General features: G+C 70.9%; 13 protein-coding genes and 1 pseudogene. 6 read left to right on the top strand and 8 right to left on the bottom strand.

Annotation, left to right across the window (positions count from 1 at the left end; all coding sequences use genetic code 11):
* Nucleotides 1–198: 198 nt before the first annotated feature.
* Nucleotides 199–1,887: a GAF domain-containing protein gene (locus tag OG972_RS03980; RefSeq protein ID WP_266978325.1), complete on the bottom strand. Its 1,689-nt coding sequence runs from the start codon at nt 1,885–1,887 to the stop codon at nt 199–201.
* A 359-nt stretch (nt 1,888–2,246) separates the two neighbouring features.
* On the opposite strand from OG972_RS03980, the gene OG972_RS03975 reads away from it, so the two are divergent.
* The 4 genes from OG972_RS03975 (at nt 2,247) to OG972_RS03960 (ending at nt 4,051) form a co-directional block, all read left to right on the top strand.
* A complete protein-coding gene (locus OG972_RS03975; RefSeq protein WP_266978323.1) occupies nt 2,247–2,405 on the top strand; it encodes a hypothetical protein in 159 nt (52 codons plus the stop codon).
* Between the two features lie 207 nt (nt 2,406–2,612).
* Nucleotides 2,613–3,038 (top strand): aspartate 1-decarboxylase, encoded by a 426-nt coding sequence (panD, locus tag OG972_RS03970; RefSeq protein WP_266978321.1) that lies wholly within the window; start codon nt 2,613–2,615, stop codon nt 3,036–3,038.
* A gap of 27 nt (nt 3,039–3,065) precedes the next feature.
* A complete protein-coding gene (locus tag OG972_RS03965) occupies nt 3,066–3,419 on the top strand; it encodes a GNAT family N-acetyltransferase (RefSeq protein WP_266978319.1) in 354 nt (117 codons plus the stop codon).
* On the top strand, nt 3,419–4,051 hold the full coding sequence (locus OG972_RS03960) for an aspartate/glutamate racemase family protein (protein ID WP_266978317.1): 633 nt from the start codon (nt 3,419–3,421) through the stop codon (nt 4,049–4,051). The genes OG972_RS03965 and OG972_RS03960 overlap by 1 nt, the downstream gene beginning before the upstream one ends.
* 345 nt (nt 4,052–4,396) lie before the next feature.
* On the opposite strand, the gene OG972_RS03955 is transcribed toward OG972_RS03960, so the two are convergent.
* Both OG972_RS03955 and OG972_RS03950 read right to left on the bottom strand, forming a co-directional pair.
* Nucleotides 4,397–5,779: a diaminopimelate decarboxylase gene (locus OG972_RS03955; protein WP_266978315.1), complete on the bottom strand. Its 1,383-nt coding sequence runs from the start codon at nt 5,777–5,779 to the stop codon at nt 4,397–4,399.
* 106 nt (nt 5,780–5,885) lie between these two features.
* Complete coding sequence (locus OG972_RS03950; RefSeq protein ID WP_266978313.1) at nt 5,886–7,532, bottom strand: CdaR family transcriptional regulator; 1,647 nt, start codon at nt 7,530–7,532, stop codon at nt 5,886–5,888.
* A 255-nt stretch (nt 7,533–7,787) separates the two neighbouring features.
* Here OG972_RS03950 and OG972_RS03945 point away from each other — a divergent pair, with 255 nt between their 5' ends.
* Entirely contained in the window at nt 7,788–9,197 is a 1,410-nt protein-coding gene (locus tag OG972_RS03945; RefSeq protein ID WP_266978311.1) for a M64 family metallopeptidase, read from the top strand.
* A 28-nt stretch (nt 9,198–9,225) separates the two neighbouring features.
* On the opposite strand, the gene OG972_RS03940 is transcribed toward OG972_RS03945, so the two are convergent.
* The 4 genes and pseudogenes from OG972_RS03940 to OG972_RS03925 form a co-directional block, all read right to left on the bottom strand.
* Complete coding sequence (locus OG972_RS03940) at nt 9,226–10,023, bottom strand: family 1 encapsulin nanocompartment shell protein (RefSeq protein ID WP_266978310.1); 798 nt, start codon at nt 10,021–10,023, stop codon at nt 9,226–9,228.
* A complete protein-coding gene (locus tag OG972_RS03935; RefSeq protein WP_266978308.1) occupies nt 10,023–11,096 on the bottom strand; it encodes a Dyp-type peroxidase in 1,074 nt (357 codons plus the stop codon). The genes OG972_RS03940 and OG972_RS03935 overlap by 1 nt, the downstream gene beginning before the upstream one ends.
* A gap of 144 nt (nt 11,097–11,240) precedes the next feature.
* Nucleotides 11,241–12,683 (bottom strand): NADP-dependent phosphogluconate dehydrogenase, encoded by a 1,443-nt coding sequence (gene gndA / locus OG972_RS03930; RefSeq protein ID WP_266978307.1) that lies wholly within the window; start codon nt 12,681–12,683, stop codon nt 11,241–11,243.
* A gap of 312 nt (nt 12,684–12,995) precedes the next feature.
* Nucleotides 12,996–13,643, bottom strand: a pseudogene (locus tag OG972_RS03925) (LacI family DNA-binding transcriptional regulator); the annotation flags it as partial.
* Nucleotides 13,644–13,889: 246 nt separating this feature from the next.
* On the opposite strand from OG972_RS03925, the gene OG972_RS03920 reads away from it, so the two are divergent.
* Entirely contained in the window at nt 13,890–15,191 is a 1,302-nt protein-coding gene (locus OG972_RS03920; RefSeq protein ID WP_266978306.1) for a transglycosylase family protein, read from the top strand.
* Here the strand turns inward: OG972_RS03920 and OG972_RS03915 are convergent.
* Nucleotides 15,161–16,396 carry a DMT family transporter gene (locus OG972_RS03915; RefSeq protein WP_266978305.1) on the bottom strand — a complete coding sequence of 412 codons (1,236 nt, stop codon included), beginning with the start codon at nt 16,394–16,396 and terminating at the stop codon, nt 15,161–15,163. The two genes, OG972_RS03920 and OG972_RS03915, sit on opposite strands and share 31 nt — an antisense overlap.
* Nucleotides 16,397–16,442 lie beyond the last annotated feature (46 nt).

The raw sequence follows: 16,442 nt of genomic DNA, 5'->3' as shown, positions 1-16,442 counted from the left end.
GACAAGGTGGTGCGCCCGTTCGTGGTCCCCCGGGTACTGAGGTGTGGCGGGCTCTTTTCCGAACCGCAGGCTCGCGATGAGCTCCACGAGCCCTGCGCTCCAAATCGGGGGACATCAATTCTCACCACCGACATTGATTCATGCGGAACCGACGCAGGTGACTCCTGAACTCACGTCGAAGCGACATCCACGGAAAAGTTACACAGCCAGCGGGACGACCCACTCGACGACGGTGCCACTCGGTTCGTTCGAAGACAGGTTGAACGTGCCGCCCATCTCCTCCGCGCGCCTGCAGAGGTTGGCCAGACCGCTGCGGCGGGTGACCGCCGGGTCGATCCCGCGGCCGTTGTCGGCCACGCGCAGCTGCAGGGCGGCGCCGGTGACATCGACGCTGACGTCGACGGTGGTGGCGTGCGCGTGCCGAGCGGCGTTGGACAGGGCCTCGCCGAGCACGGCCAGCAACTGTTCGGCCTGTTCGGCGGACACGGCCGTGTCCAGCAACCCGGTCATGCGTAGTGCCGGGGCAAAGGCAAGCGATTCGGTGGCCCGTTCAGTGGCCGCCACCAGCTGGGCGCGCAGCCCGCTGCCGCGACGGGTCTGATCGTGCTCGCGTAGGCCGTAGATGGTGGAACGGATGATCTTGATGGTGTCATCCAGGTCGTTCACAACCCGCTGGATCCGCTCGCCGACCTGCGGCCGGTCGGCCACTCGGCCCAGCGTGGACTGCAGCGACAGCGCGCCGGCGAACAGCCGCTGGATGACCAGGTCATGCAGGTCTCGGGCAATCCTGTCGCGGTCATTGAGCACGAGCATGCGCTCCGTGTCCCGCCGGTGCTCAGCGACGTCCAAGGCCAACGCAGCCTGGTTGCCGAACCCGGTGACCATGTCGACAACGGCGTCCGTGAAGAAAGCGCTGCCCGGTACGTTCGCCACCTGCAGTACCCCGCGGACGTGCTCCCGGGTGCCGAGCGGTACGAAGAACGCCGGCCCCAGCTCCACCACCGAGGCGCTGCCGCCCTCGGCGCGCGGGTCGGCGCTCACGGCATCACTGGCGATCCTCTCCCCGGACGTGAAGACCTTCGCAGCCAGCGCCGCGGCGGGCAGCACCAGCCCGCGGACCTCCTCGGCCAACGCTCCCGAGGCGGCCTCGATGGCCAACTCGCCGCGGTCACCGACCGGCACCGCCAAGGTGACCAGGTCCGCACCGGCCATCTCCCGCACGGTGGCCGTGACAGACTCCAGCACGGCGGCGGGCTCCGCACCGGACAGCAGGCTACGCGTCAGCTCGTTGCTGGCCGCCAGCCACCGCTGTCGGCGGTCCGCATCCTCGTACAGCCGGGCGTTGTCGATCGCCACACCGGCCGCCGCGGCCAGGGTCCGCAGCACCGCCTCGTCGTCGGTGTCGAACTCCGCTCCGCTCTGCTTGTTGGTCAGGTACAGGTTGCCGAAGACCTGGTCGCGGACCCGGATGGGGGCGCCGAGGAAGCTGGTCATCGGCGGATGCCCGGACGGGAAGCCGACGGACGCTGGATGCTGGGCCAGGTTCGCCAGGCGCAGCGGTTCCGGGTGACGGATGAGCTGCCCGAGGATGCCCTCGCCGCGCGGGTAGTGCCCGATCCGGGCGATGGCCTTCTCGTCCATGCCGACCGTGACGAACTGCTTGATCGTGCCTTCCTCGCCCAGGACGCCGAGCGCCCCGTATTGGGCGTCGACCAGGGTGACCGCCGACTCCACGATGCGGTGCAGCACCACCTCCAGGTCCAGGTCGGAGCCGACCGCCAGCACCGCGTCCAGCAGCGTGTGGACCCGGTCCCGGGCCCCCCGAACCTGCGTCACCTGCTGCTGCAGGTCCTCCAGCAGTGCATCCAGCCGCAGTTGTGGAGACATCCCGGATGTCTCCACCTCACGCGAATCCTGCGCGCGCTCGTCCACCACAGCTCCCTTAACCGTCTCGCTGGCCCACCCCAAGGATGCCCGACGAGCCGAACCCGTTCGACGGCACCCTGGAGAGCGGCGAGGGCAGGTCTCAGGAAGGGTGGGCGGATGGGTGATCGTCCCCTGGCCGGGCCCGATGACCTCGGCTGTGACGTGGATCAGAGCCGTAGTTCAGGGCGCCCGGGCCGACGTCGTACAAGGGAGAGTCGGGTGACATCCTGTCCCGCAGTGCTCAAGTGCAGTGTCCAGGGGGCGCCGCCGGGCTCGTTGCGGGCCAGGCAGGCGGTCGTGAGGGGGGTGTCGGCGATCGCGTGCAGGGTGCGGTCGAGCCGGCCGCCTCGCCGCTGGGGCTGTGCGGCGCACAGGAGCGCGGCTCCATCCGAGCCGGGCGCCCGGGCGGGGCCCAGCTGCCGAAGAACTTCTTCGCCACCTACGGGCGGCACGATCGCCCTGTCCCGGTGGTCGCGTAGGCTGGCGCCGTCCTCGCGGTGGGACGGACGCTGGCAGTCCGCGGATGACCTCCGACCCCACCTGACGGTGCGTCAGGAAAGTCGGCAATTGGTCAGCATCAGTCCTTGGGAACCCCGGGGAAGCTGACCGGAAACGCGACTAGGGTAAGGAAACCGCCCTTGACCTGCAAAAATGCAGGCAGGGAGCTTAGATCCGGGAGTGCCTCAATGATGCGTACCATGTTCAAGTCCAAGATCCATCGTGCCACCGTGACTCAGGCCGACCTGCACTACGTCGGTTCCGTCACCGTGGATGCCGCACTCATGGAAGCCGCGGATCTTCTGCCCGGCGAGCTCGTGCACATCGTCGACATCGACAACGGTGCCCGACTGGAGACGTACGTCATCGAGGGCGAACGCGGCTCCGGCGTCATCGGTATCAATGGCGCCGCCGCCCACCTCGTCCACCCCGGCGACCTCGTGATCCTGATCAGCTACGCACAGGTCGACGACGCCGAGGCCCGCACGCTGACCCCGAGCATCGTCCACGTCGACGCGGATAACCGGATCGTCGCGCTCGGCGCCGATGCCTCCGCGCCCGTGCCGGGCACCGCCACCGAGCGCAGCCCGTACGCCGTGCCCGCCACCAACTGACCGTTCCACCGCCAGGGAGTCCCCGTCATGGCTGAGAACACCGGGCTCGAATTCTTCGACGACCGGGAGAACGGCAATCTGCTCGCTCTCGTCGACGACGTGGCCGCCGGAGTCATCGCGTATTTCGTGATGGACGGCGCCCCCGCGGCACTCGTCGCCGTGCACACCGTCGTCGAACCGGAGCACAGGGGCAAGGGCTACGCCGGAGCCCTGGCCCAGGAGTTCTACGCCATGGCGGACCGCGAGGGCGTGCCTGTCGTCCCGCTCTGCTCGTACGCGGCGAAGTGGGCCCAGAACCACCCCGACCAGGCCCCCGTGGCCCCGGCCGAGCTGGTGGAGCGGGCGAAGGAACAGCTGGAGACCCACCCGGAGCTGTCCTGATGCCCGGGACACTCGCGCTTCTGCACACCTCCCCGGTCCACGTTCCGGTCTTCGAGGCGCTGCGCGACACCGATCACCCCGGTCTCGCCCTGCGCCACCTCGTGTACGAGGATCTGCTCGCCCGAGCCCGGGATGCGGGGCCCGAAGCGGTGCAGGGGGAGATCCAGGCCCTGCTCGCGGGCGCCGTCGCCGAAGGCGCGAGCGCCGTGCTCTGTACCTGTTCGACGATCGGCGGGGTCGCCGAGTCCGCCGCGGCGGCGCTCGGCGTCCCTGTCCTGCGGGTCGACCGGCCGATGGCGGCGGACGCCGTCGGCCGCGGCCGCGTCGTGGTCCTCGCCGCGCTTGCGGACACCCTGGCACCGACCCTGGCCCTGCTGGCCGAGGAGGCGGGTGATCGGGCCGCGGACATCCGTACGGTGCTGGTCGAGGGGGCGTGGGCGCGGTTCGAAGCCGGCGACCGTGACGGCTATCTGGAGCTGGTGGCCGCTGCCGCCGACCGGGTGGCGGACGCCGATGTGATCGTGCTGGCCCAGGCGTCCATGGCCGATGCCGTCACCCGGACGGTCACGCGGATCCCGATCCTCTCCAGTCCCCGGCCCGGGCTCGCCGCCGCGGCCGCGGCGGCGCACTGACCCGCCGTACGGGTTCTCGTCCGGTGGCACGGAACCCGGACGTATGGTCTCGGCAGGCGCGGGCAGCTGCTCCGGGAGACGGTGGACAGGAGATCTGCCCGCACTTTGGAGCCCGAGATGACCAACCCGTATCCCGACCCCGTGCCGCCGGCGCCGACACCCGGACCTCTGCCCGGACCGCCCTCGCCGCTGCCGGAGCCGACACCTGCCCCGCCGGTACCCGGTCCGGTGCCGCCCGGTCCGTCGCCGGACCCGATTCCCCAGCCGCCGTCGCCCAACCCTGAACCGGTACCGGAGCCGGAGCCCACGCCCCACCCCGCCGGATGACGAGTCAGGGCCGGACGGCTACTCGGTGTGACAGGGGCCGATTCCGAGGAGGGAGTCGGCGTGTCCCGCCCCGCTCTCCTCGGCGATCGACTCCAACGACTGGGCGTCACGCACCGGCGCGAATCGCACGGTCTCCTCGCCCGAGCTGTCGCTCCCGGCGCCGGCCGTGCTGAAACCGTATACGGCGGGCCTCGGCAGACTGTTGTACGACCAGGGGGTCGAGAAGTAGTACGCGCCGGTGTCGTACAGCACCACGAAGTCACCCTCCCGCAGTTCGGGTAGTTCCCGGGCGTGCGCGACGACGTCCCCGGCGAAACAGCACGGTCCCGCGATGTCCTGGACCAGCGGCGGACCGTCCTTGGGACGCCCCTCGGTGTCGAACGCCCCGACCCGCAGCGGCCAGGACTCGGGCATGAAGACGGTACGGGTGGCGATCTGCGCGCCCGCGTGGGTGAGCGCGATACGGCGGGAGCCCGCGTCCTTCGTGTACTCCACCAGCGCCCCGATGAAGCCGTTCTTCGCGAGCAGCGACCGGCCGAACTCCGTGACCAGCCCGTACCGGCCGTCGAAGAGCCCCGGCGCCGCTGCGCGCAGCGCCGCCACATAGGCGCTAAAGGTGGGCCGTACGGAGTCGTCCTCGAAGTTGACGGGCAGTCCGCCGCCGAGGTCGATGCTGGTGATCTGCCGGGCACCGAGGGTCTCGTTGATCTCCTCGGCGAGTCGGTACGTCTCCGCGACCCCGGTCGCGATCAGGTCCAACGAACAGCCCTGGGAGCCGACATGGGCATGCAGGCGGGTCAGCCAGGCGTGTTCGGCGAATGCCCGGACGACACTCTCGCGCGCGCCGGGGTCGTGCAGCGCCACGCCGAACTTGGAGGTCGGCGTCGCAGTGCTCATCGCGCTGATGGAGCCTCCGCCCACCTGTGGGTTGATGCGCAGCCCAATGACGGAGACCGAGTTCCGGGGCCGGAGCGAGGCGATGCGCCGCACCTCGTCGAGGCCGTCGGCATTGAGTGCCACACCGAGCGCGAGCGCCTGACGGATCTCGTCGCGCGTCTTGGCGGGGGAGTCGAGGACGATCGTCGAAGGTGCGAAACCGGCGTCGAGGGCGAGCCTCAGCTCACCGGGGCTGGCGACCTCGCATCCCATGCCGCAGTCGGCGAGCAGCCTCAGCACGGGGACGAGGGACGCGGCCTTGGCGGCGAAGGTGTGCAGCACGGTGGCGGGCGTGTCGGTGAACGCGCCATGGAGGGCGGCGACCGAGTGGCGCACCCCGTCGGTGTCGATGAACCCGGCGACGGGCCGGCCCTCGCCGAGCAGCCCGGTGCCGACGGCGTGGCGGACCGCGGCGGCGACACGCGCGGAGGACGAAGGGCCCGGAGCGGGCGTGGTGAGAGGCATACGGCGAGAGTCGGTGATGGGGGCCCCACAGGTCTCTGTCGAGCAGAACAGGATCGGCGCCGGACCTTGGCCGCGGGTCCAACGACCGTACGAATCAGGGACAAACCTAGCCGCTCAGCCGGACGGCGAGGGTGATGAGCAGCCGGGTGTCGGGGTCGTCGAGATCGATGCCGTACCGCTCCCGGGCGCGGCGCAGCCGGTACCGCAGGGTGTTGGGGTGCAGGACGAGCTTCTGGGCGGCCCGGCCGACGTCGCCCGACGCGTCGAAGTAGGCGGCGAGTGAGCGGACCAGCTCGCCCCCGGTCGCCAGGTCGGACCGTACGAGGTCGTGCACCGGCCCGCTGCCCGCTTCCCAGACCGGCCGTACGGCGTCCAGGACCCGCAGGACGTCCAGGGAGGCACCGACTTCGGCCGCCCCGGCGTACCGCAGGGGCTCAGGCTCCCTGCCGTCCACGGCGCGGTTGCGCAGCACCCGTACGACCAGCGCCGCCTCCTCGCAGGAGGCGGCGGCCCGCAGGGCGGTGGGTACGACGGGACCCGCCCCGACCCGGACCGGGGCGGAGCCGGGCATCGACACGGCGAGTGCGTCCAACTCACGTGCAAGACACAGCACTTCCCTGTCCTCGCCGCGCTCGACGGGCAGCAGTACCAGCAGTCGGTCCCTCTCGCGCAGCACGCGCGCCGAGGGGTGGTACGAGGATGCCTGCAGGGCGAGTACATCCAGGACGCGGTCGGCCGACGCCCCTGCCGTGCCGTCACGTTCGGCCACCAGGACTGCGCACGGCGCGTCCGGTGGCAGCCCCAGCGACCAGGCGTGGGTGCGCCGGTCCCCACGCCCGTACAGCAGACCGCTCAGCGCATGGTTCCTCCGGCGCACGGCCCCGCTCTCGCGCAGCCGGTGCTGCACCAGGTGAGGGGCGGCGGCCTCCGCTCCGCGCCGCAGCGCATCCGCTGCTTGCGCGGAGAGCGCGCGCCCGTCCCTGGCCGCCCAGATGGAGCCGAGGACTTCGGAGCCGCTGCGGACCGCGATGATCAGACGCTCGGGGCTGTCGCCTTCGGCGGCCCGGTGGATGACGTCCCGGGAGGTCCACAAGGCACGGAGGATTCCGCTGCGCCGGAGTTCGGCGACCCGCCACTGGGGAACCCTGCCGCCGAGAATCGTGGACCGGCGGACCCCGTCGGCCTCGGGGCGGGTGGCGGAGTGGGCCAGCACCCGGAAGCGGGTGTCCTCGATGGTGATGGAGCCCCCGGTGTTCTCGGCGATGGCCGAGGCGAGGGCTGCCAGCCCGCCGGCTGACGTGTCCCCCGTGGTGGCCGTCTCCCCGGTCCGGCCTGCCTCGGCGTAGGAGAGCGCGGAACGCAGCAGGGTCGCGGTGTCGGTCCAGTCGGCCCAGGCCGCACGGGCGAGCAGGGCGATGCCCGACTCCTCGGCGGCGGCCAGTACTTCGGGCGCCGTGGGCACCCCTTCCGTATCGCGGAGCACTACGGCGCAGGCGCCGCGGCGGGCGGCCTCACGGATCGGGCCCGCCGCAGAGGCGGAGGAGGCCGGCGGGCCGACGGCCAGCACGATGCGCCGGTCGAGTGGCTGTGCCTGCCCTTCGTCACCGACGGCCACACCGCGGACGCCGACGACGTGGTCGGCGGGCGCGAGCAACAGGCGGAGTGTGCCGCTGTCGTCGAACGCCAGGATCTCGCGGAGCGTGACCCCGGATTGCGGCTCCCGCTCAGGCTCGGGCACGTCGCGCCTCGTCATGGGAACCGAGCATACGAGCGACCGGCCGATGGCAGGAGTACGCCCGGTGCCCGGTCGGCGAGGGGTGCCGATCCGGTCTCCATGAGCGGCGATTGACCGGATTCGATCACCGGCCGCTCGGTTTCCGGGTCTTGTTCCGTGCTTCTTCCACCCCTAGGTTAAGCGTCGACCTAAGTCGATTTAATTCGCTGATTAGCAGCTGATCGCGCACCGTTGCGCGTCCGCTCGACGTCGGAGCCCCTCAAGGAGTTGTACATGCGCATACGCCCGGCCACGCGCCGAACCACCGGATCGGTGGCGGCGCTTGCCGTTGCCGGCCTGCTCGCAGCGACCGCTGCCGCTGCCGCCCCCGCGGCGGCCGCCCCGACCGGGGGCGACGGCAAGGGCAGCCATCGCGTCGAGTACTTCCCGGAACCGGGAGGCGCAGGGAAGAGCGTCGAGGTCCCGGCCACCGCACCCAGGAAGAGCGGCCGGAGCGCGGGCGCGTCCCTGAGCGCAGCCGAGGCCGCTCTGGACGGTGCGGTCGGCAGGCAGCAAGTGACCGGCTCGACCGACGACCGGCTCGACGTCGTGATCATCGGTGACGGCTACACGGCCGACCAGCAGGCCGATTTCCACGCCGATGCCACCGCCAAGTGGGCCGACATCACCGCCGTCGAGCCGTACCGGAGCTACCGGGGCCTGTTCAACGTCTGGACCGTCGACGCCGTCTCCAACGAGTCCGGCATCAGCGGCGACCCCGGCGCCGACATCGTCAAGGACACCGCGCTCTCCAGCTACTTCTGGTGCGGGGACATCGAGCGCCTCGTCTGTGCCGACATCGACAAGGTGGCCTCGTACGCGGCCGAGGCGCCCGCCGCCGACCTCGTCGTCGTCATCGCCAACTCCACCAAGTACGGTGGTGCGGGCTACTCCGGTCTGCAGGCCGAGGGTTACCCCTTCGGCGGCGTGTCCACGCTCTCCTCCGACAACGCCAAGTCGAGCATGATCGCCGTTCATGAGATAGGCCACTCGGTGGGCCTCCTGGACGACGAGTACACCTACCCCTCGTTCGGCACCTGGACCGGCGGCGAGACCGACGGACCCAACTCCACCACATACACCCCCGCGCAGCTCGCCGAGAAGCGCGCCAAGTGGTACCGCTGGCTGGGCGAGAGCGACCCGACGGGCTCGACGGTCGGCACGTACGAAGGCAGCGCCTACTATCCGCTCGGCATCTACCGGCCGACCTCGACCTCGCTCATGCGTGAGCTGTCCAGCACCGAGTTCAACCTGCCGGGACGCGAGGCGATGATCGCCGGGTTCTACCGCGCGGGCAACGCACTGAGCAGCACCCTCGACACGAGCGTCGCGATCACGCACGGCAAGCGGATCCGGGTCACCCTCGCCGGCCTGGGAAGCACCGGTGGCCAAGGACACGGGTCCGGCCCGGCGGCCGGTCTCGCGCGGACGGATCTGCGCTGGTACGTCGACGGTGTCGAGAAGGTCTCCGCCCGCGGCCGCACCGCCGTCACCCCGGCCTCGCTCGGCGTGCGCGCGGACGGCCGCGGCCACCGGGTGACCGCCGAGGCCGTGGACCGTACGGACGCCATCCGCGACCCCGCGGTCCGCGCCCTGGCCACCGACACGCTCACCTGGACCGTCGAGGCGGCCGGGCGCCGGTAGGCAGCAGCCGCGGACCCGGCCCCGGCGATCAGGCGATGATCGGGACCACGGCTTCAGGCGTCAGCATCCGGAACGTGAACGACTGGTGGAAGTAGAGCCGGATGTGTGTCGCGTCGTGGTCCCGATAGCCGATGGACAGATCCTGGCCCAGGCGCAGTTCGAAATCGCCACCGCGGGTGGACAGCAGCACACCGCCCGCGACGGCGGGCGCCCAGAGGATCTGGTCGTCCAGCAACCGAGCGAGATGCGTGGCCACCGGATAGCCGTGGTCGGACGTCTCGGTCGCCTCGGTGAACGCGTCGGCGCCGAGCAGCAGCCGGTACGGCCCGTCCACACCGGCCAGCCGCAGCTGGGTCAGCGCCTGGCTCACCGTGGCCGGATAGTCGCGCGCATCGGCGGGCAGCGGCAGCGGAGCGTGCGAGGAACCGTCGCGCAGGCCAGTGATCCCGGCCGCCGCATACCCGTCGATGACGGCCATGTCCTCGGCGAACGCACAGGTCCGGGCGGCGTCCTTGACGGGCTGCCAGTCACTGTCGTCGGAGCCGCGCTCCACATCGTCCACGGCGGCCCGGGTCACCGTGAACGGCACCCGCCACTCGATCACCGGCACCGAGGTACGGGCCCGGGCGATGACATCCGGCGTCGGCGGGTCGATGTCCCGCAGATGCCCGTCACCGACCGCCGAGAACGACGGTCCCTCCGGATCCGTCACATCGATGACGCGGCGGCCCGCCAGGTGACGGCTGAAGGTGCGCCGGGCCTCCTCCTCGATCTGGTCCCAGGCGGCTTCCGTGACGGGGGCGAGTTCGCGGTGGAGGTTGTTCATCACTGGGCGCTTTCTTGCAGGCTGCCGATATGCAGCGAACCGTCCCGCGCATCCGCCGGAACCGTGATCCGTGCCACCGGCGCGGACGCCGGTTGCGACAGGGACTCGGTCCCGGACAGGACGGGGGACGGCGGCGGGGCGTCGAAGAAGTCGGCGCTGGGGGCGTAGAAGAGGGTGCCGGTGACGGCAGTCGAGAAGTCGAGAATGCGGTCGTACGTGCCCGGCGGATTTCCGAGGAACATATTGCGGAGCATCTGTTCGGTCACGTCCGGATCGGCGGCATAGCCGATGAAGTACGTGCCGAAATCGCCCTGTTCGAAACTGCCGAACGGCATGTTGGCGCGCAGGATCTCGCGCGCGGTGCCGTCCGGCGCGGTGAGGGTGTTCAACGCGACATGGGAGTTGGGGGGTTTGACGTCGTCGGGCAGCTCGACGTCGTCCTGCTTGGTGCGGCCGATGACGCGCTCCTGCTCCTCCGTGCCCAGCGTGTTCCAGGACGCCAGGTCGTGGAGGTACTTCTGGACGATGACATAGCTGCCGCCTGCGAAGGCGGGGTCGGCTGCGGGGCCCACCAGCGCCGCCGTCCGTGCACCGGCGCCGACCGGGTTCTCCGTCCCGTCGACGAAACCGAGCAGGTCCCGGTGGTCGAAGTACCGGAACCCCTGCGTCTCGTCGACGACCGTCACCGCTCCGCCGAGCCGGTCGAGCAGGCGGGCGGCCCACTCGTAACACGCGTCCATCCGCTCGCCCCGGACGTGGAGCAGCAGATCGCCCGGTGTGGCGGGGGCGTGGTGGCGCGCGCCGTGCAGCTCCTGGAACGGATGGAGCGAGGCCGGCCGGGGCCCCGCGAACAGCCGGTCCCAGGCGTCCGAGCCGAACCCGGTCACACAGGCCAGTCCGGCGTCCGGCACCCGGAAGTCGATGGAACGGGCGAACGCCGCAAGGTCCGGCAGCACGTCGCGTACGGCGCTCTCACCACCGGGTTCGATCGTGGCGACCAGGATCAGGGCGGCGGTGGTCAGCGGCGCGACGACGGGCTGGGCGGCGGCCGGGTCCGGGACGGCGTCGGGCATGCGAAGGCTCCGAGTGGGTGGTGGCGACAGCTCGGCGGGGGCATCCCGGTCGTGCGGGACGCCGACGGTACTCGCTGCTACTTACGCATACGTACGGCCCCGTCGCACCCCGGGGTGACCCGACCGGGCGACCGACCGCCCCCGTCAGCCGGTGGAGACCTCCGACCGGTCGCCGCCCCAGAGCGTGTGGAACGAGCCGTCACGGTCGGTACGCCGATAGGTGTGCGCTCCGAAGAAGTCCCGCTGCCCCTGTGTGAGCGCCGCGGGCAGCCGGTCGGCGCGCACCCCGTCGTAGTACGAGAGCGCGGCGGCGAACCCGGGCGTCGGCACCCCTTGGCGCGCCGCCTCGGCGACCACCGCCCGCCAGTCGTCCTGCGCCGCGCCGATCTCGGCGGCGAACTGCTGGTCGGAGAGGAGGCTCACCAGCCCGGGGCGCGCGTCGTACGCCGCGCGGATCCGGTCCAGGAATGCGGCCCGGATGATGCATCCGGCCCGCCAGATCGCCGCCACCCCACCGAGATCGATGTTCCAGTCGTACGCCTCGCTGCCCGCCCGGATCTGGTGGAACCCCTGCGTGTAGGAGACGATCTTGGAGGCGTACAGCGCCTGTTCGACCTGGTCGGCGAAGACTGCCGCCCCTGCCCCGGTGAGGGGAACGGCCGACGGCCCCGGCAACTCCCGTGCGGCCTCGCGGAGATCCACGTGGCCCGACAGAGAACGGGCGAACACCGCCTCCGCGATACCGGAGACCGGCACCCCCAGATCCAGCGCGATCTGCACCGTCCAGCGGCCCGTGCCCTTCTGCTCGGCGCGGTCCTGCACGATGTCGACGAAAGGCTTCCCCGTCGCTTCGTCCGTATGGGCGAGTACCTCGGCGGTGATCTCGATCAGATACGAGTCGAGGCGCCCGGTGTTCCAGCTGCGGAATGTCTCGGCGATCTGCGCGGGGGAGTAGCCGGCCACCCGGCGCAGCAGGTCGTACGCCTCGGCGATCAGCTGCATGTCCGCGTACTCGATGCCGTTGTGGACCATCTTCACGAAATGCCCGGCGCCGTCGGGGCCGATGTGCGTGGTGCACGGGGTGCCGTCCTTCGCCTTTGCGGCGATCTTTTCCAGCAGCGGCCCCAGGGATTCGTACGACTGGGTGGAGCCGCCGGGCATGATGCTCGGCCCGTTCAGCGCGCCCTCCTCGCCGCCCGAGATACCGACACCGACGAAGTGGATCCCACGCTCCCGCAGCTCCTTCTCGCGGCGGCGAGTGTCCTCGAAGTGGGCATTGCCACCGTCGATGATGACGTCGCCCTCCTCGAGCAGCGGGGCGAACTCCTGGATCACGGCGTCGGTCGGATCGCCCGCCTTCACCATGATGACCAGCCGACGCGGCCGCTCCAGCGCCGCCACGAACTCCTCGGGTGTGCGTGCGGCGACGAAGGTGCCCTCGTCGCCGAACTCCTTGACCAGGGCATCGGTCTTTGCGAACGTACGATTGTGCGCCGCGACCGTGAAGCCGTTGCGGGCGAAGTTCCTTGCGAGATTGCGGCCCATCACCGCGAGTCCAGTGACGCCGATCTGCGCAGTGCCGCTCATCTGTGTGCTCCTGCAATCTGTCGAGGATGCCGGGATGACCAGTATGGATACGGGACGCGGGCATGGCCTGTTCACCCCGCCGGGTTCCGTTCACGCCGCCGCAGTGGAACGCCCGTACGGTCAGGTGAGGATCCGGCCGGACCGGGCCGGTGGAACAGGGATTCTCGGCGCGGGGCAGGTTCTTCTGCCGTCCGGGCAACGGGCATGAGCCCGTCGTCGCGTCGGCGGCCCCGGCTGCCGGGCCCGCAGTGTCACCCGTGCGCCGCTCCGGCTCGCCTCCCGGAGCCATGGGCCGGGTGTGCCGTGGGCCGGCTACGCCGAGTCCCGTACCACCAGGACCGGTTCGAAGATCACCGAAGTGGCCGTTCCGCCCGGCCGGCCGAGTCGGTCGAGAAGCAGCCGGGCCATCTCCGCAGCCATGTCCTCCACCGGCTGTCGGATCGTGGTCAGCGGTGGACGGCACGCCGACGCCGCGCTGCTGTCGTCGAACCCGATCACCGCGACAACCTCGGGCACCCTCCTGCCGTGCTCCCGCAGGGCATGGAAAGCACCCATGGCCATCACGTCATTGGCGGCGAACACCCCGTCCAGATCCGGGTGTTCGGCAAGCAGTCGCTCCATCGCGGCCTCGCCGCTCTCCTGCGTGAACCGTCCCTCGGCGACGGGGATGCACGGATGTCCGCGGCGTGCCATCGTGTCGCGGAAGCCGGCCAGCCGATCCTGGCCCGCGGGCAGATCGAGCGGCCCGCTGATCGTCGCGATACGGCGGCAGCCCCGCGCCAGCAGGTGTTCGGCGGCGAGCCGCGCGCCGTCCTCGTGCGCGAGGTCGACATAGCTGATTCGCACCGGCCGGGCGGGGCGCGCATACAGCACCGCGGGCAGGCCCGCATCCGTGAGCATGGCCGGCAGTGGGTCGTCCGCGTAGGTCGACACGATCAGTGCCCCGTCGGCGCTGCCTTGTCATGGAGTTGTCCGTGCGGGCGCCGCCATGTGCCAGGGCAGTGCCACTGTTTTCCTGGCGCGCTCTCCCGCGTGCGGGATCCAGCGTCTTCTCCCGGCATCGCCCCTGTTGATGAACTGTGATCCGAGGTGCACCCGTTCCGTGCGTGACAGGTGGGTTCGCGGCTGAACCCTTGTCATCACCCTTTGCGTGCCCATAAGTTGGCCGCTTGCGACGTGTCCTACAGCCAGTGGGGGAGCCAAGTCATGGCCGCGAACGGACGGCACCGCAAATACCATCCCAGCCGCATCAACCGTGCCTCGCTGACGGTCACGGCAGGCGGTGCGGGCATCGCGCTCCCGCTCATCAGCGCAGCCTCGGCGGGCGCCGCGTCGACGGATGTCTGGGAGAAGGTCGCCGCCTGCGAGTCCACCAAAAACTGGCACATCAACTCGGGCAACGGATACTTCGGCGGGCTGCAGTTCACCCGCTCGACCTGGGCGGCCTACGGCGGCACTGCCTACGCGCCGCGCGCCGATCTGGCCACCAGGGAACAGCAGATAGCCATCGCGGAGAAGGTACTGGAGGCGCAGGGCCCCGGTGCCTGGCCGACCTGCTCCACCCGGGCGGGCCTGACACGGGGCGGTGACGCCCCCGACGTCAAGCCGCAGGCGGAGCGGACCGGCGGTCCCGTCGACACCTCGTCGAAGGGGACTCCCACCCCGAAGAAGGCGATACCGGAGGCCGAGAAGGTACCCGCGCCCGTCACGCCGACCACGGTGCCCGGCAAGCGCGAGTCGTACACCGTTGCGCGTGGCGACTCGCTCTCCGTGATCGCGTCGACCGAGCATGTGAGAGGCGGCTGGCAGCATCTTTACGCGGCCAACCGCACGGTGGTCGGCGACGACCCGGACCTGATCTTCCCCGGCCAGCGGCTCACCGTGGACGTGGCCCGGACCCCGAAGCCCGCTTCGAGGACCGGCCTCAAGCCGGGCACGTCCACCGGACCACAGCAGAAGACGAAGCCGCGTCGGCAGGCGGAACCGAAGCACGAACAGGCGGAACCGCAGCACCAGGCGGCGAAACCGCACCGCACGACAGAGCCGAAGCCGCACCAGGCAGCGAAGCCCCAGCCCAGGAAGACCGAGCGGGCCGAGAAGCACTCCGGGCTCACCGCCCCGGTGGCGGCGACCCGCATCGGCACCTCGTACCACCAGGCAGGTTCCTGGGCCAGTGGGTATCACACGGGCATCGACTTCCCCGTCCCCACCGGCACCTCGGTCAAGGCGGTTGCCTCCGGCACGGTCGTGTCGGCGGGCTGGGCGGGAGCGTACGGCTACCAGATCGTCATCCGGCACAGCAACGGCAAGTACAGCCAGTACGCGCACCTGTCCGCGCTCCATGTGCGCGAGGGCCAGCACATCAGCGGTGGTCAGCGCATCGCCCGCTCGGGCTCCACGGGCAATGTCACCGGACCGCACCTGCACTTCGAGATTCGTACCGGCCCGGGTTACGGCTCCGACATCGACCCCGTGACCTACCTCAGGGCGGGCGGCGTCAGCGTCTGAACGCTGCCGAGCGGCTGCGCGGGGTCATCAGGCTCGGCGGCCGACAGGCCGCGTCGCCTTGAACCGGTGCGCGGCCGCGGCGCAGGGCCGAACTCCACCCGCCCCGCCCGACGGCCCCCCAGCGTCACCGGCGGTGGGAGCAGCGAGGGAATCGATTCGGTAGCGGCCGACCCGGACACGGCGGGCGTGACCCAGGCAGGCTCCGCCTGTGGCCGATGTACGACCAGTGCCCCCGCGAACTCCAGCGCACCGGCGGGCTTCACCGCGGCAGCGGGCTCGACGGCACTCTCCGGGTCCTCCGTGGCACCGGCCATGTCCTCCGCGGCAACCCCGGCATCCATCTCCGACGCAGCCGCGCCGATGCCCTGGATCCGCTGCTCCGCGCTCATCCGCTCCGTCGTCAGCATGATCAGCCCACCTGCGGCCACCACGCCGCACGCGAGCGCCAGCACCGTGCCCGCCGTGCCGTGCCGGAACTCCTCGCCGAACAGCGTGATGCCGACCGCCGCCGCGATCACCGGGTTCACCACGGTCACCGTCGCGAGCGGAGCGGTGAGGCCGGCGCCCCGGTACGCGGCCTGGGACAGCAACAGTCCGGCCCCTGCCAGCGCCGCGATCACCACGAGCGAGGGCAGTCCCGCGCCCACGGCACCCGACGTCCATTCCATCGCCACCGTCTTCGTGAACACGGAGGCGATACCGAACGCGACACCCGCCGCCCCGGCCAGCACCATGCTCCGTACCACCGGCTTCTGCATGCCCCTCGAAACCACGAGGAGCAGCGCCACCGCACCGAACGTCACGGTCGCGAGCATGAACTGCTCCGGCCCGTCCAGCGTGTGTGACTCGCCGCTGCCGGTGAGCGCGAGCAGACCCGCAAGGCCGACCGTCGTCATGATCGCGCCGCGCCAGGCAGTCGCCCCGGCCTGGCGGCGTACGAAGAGGGCAGCCATCGGCAGGGCGAAGACGATCGTCAGCGCACCGAGCGGCTGCACCAGGCTGAGGGGGCCGTACGCCAGTGCCAGCACGTGCAGCACCGCACCCACACCGTTCAATGCCACCGCCACCCACCACACGCGGTTGCGCAGCGGGGTGAGCGAGCGGCCGTCTCCGGCCGTGGCGACGCGCTCCTGGACGATTGCCCCGGCCGCATACGCGACCGCGGAGACCAGTGACAGCAGCACCGACAGTGCGAGGAAACTCATGTGCACCACGATGGCCCTTCAAAGCCGCCGAGTCGTCGTCCTTGAG

The sequence above is a fragment of the Streptomyces sp. NBC_01669 genome (genome assembly GCF_026339735.1).
GTDB lineage: Bacteria > Actinomycetota > Actinomycetes > Streptomycetales > Streptomycetaceae > Streptomyces > Streptomyces yanii.
The sequence above is the reverse complement of the archived record's forward strand: the minus strand, read 5'-3'. Positions and strand labels throughout refer to the sequence as shown.

Bases quoted from the DNA above. Each gene is read 5' to 3' on its own strand.
- OG972_RS03980 (WP_266978325.1), bottom strand. From the start codon at position 1,887: ATGTCTCCACAACTGCGGCTGGATGCACTGCTGGAGGACCTGCAGCAG.
- panD (WP_266978321.1), top strand. From the start codon at position 2,613: ATGATGCGTACCATGTTCAAGTCCAAGATCCATCGTGCCACCGTGACT.
- OG972_RS03965 (WP_266978319.1), top strand. From the start codon at position 3,066: ATGGCTGAGAACACCGGGCTCGAATTCTTCGACGACCGGGAGAACGGC.
- OG972_RS03960 (WP_266978317.1), top strand. From the start codon at position 3,419: ATGCCCGGGACACTCGCGCTTCTGCACACCTCCCCGGTCCACGTTCCG.
- OG972_RS03955 (WP_266978315.1), bottom strand. From the start codon at position 5,779: ATGCCTCTCACCACGCCCGCTCCGGGCCCTTCGTCCTCCGCGCGTGTC.
- OG972_RS03950 (WP_266978313.1), bottom strand. From the start codon at position 7,532: ATGACGAGGCGCGACGTGCCCGAGCCTGAGCGGGAGCCGCAATCCGGG.
- OG972_RS03945 (WP_266978311.1), top strand. From the start codon at position 7,788: ATGCGCATACGCCCGGCCACGCGCCGAACCACCGGATCGGTGGCGGCG.
- OG972_RS03940 (WP_266978310.1), bottom strand. From the start codon at position 10,023: ATGAACAACCTCCACCGCGAACTCGCCCCCGTCACGGAAGCCGCCTGG.
- OG972_RS03935 (WP_266978308.1), bottom strand. From the start codon at position 11,096: ATGCCCGACGCCGTCCCGGACCCGGCCGCCGCCCAGCCCGTCGTCGCG.
- gndA (WP_266978307.1), bottom strand. From the start codon at position 12,683: ATGAGCGGCACTGCGCAGATCGGCGTCACTGGACTCGCGGTGATGGGC.
- OG972_RS03920 (WP_266978306.1), top strand. From the start codon at position 13,890: ATGGCCGCGAACGGACGGCACCGCAAATACCATCCCAGCCGCATCAAC.
- OG972_RS03915 (WP_266978305.1), bottom strand. From the start codon at position 16,396: ATGAGTTTCCTCGCACTGTCGGTGCTGCTGTCACTGGTCTCCGCGGTC.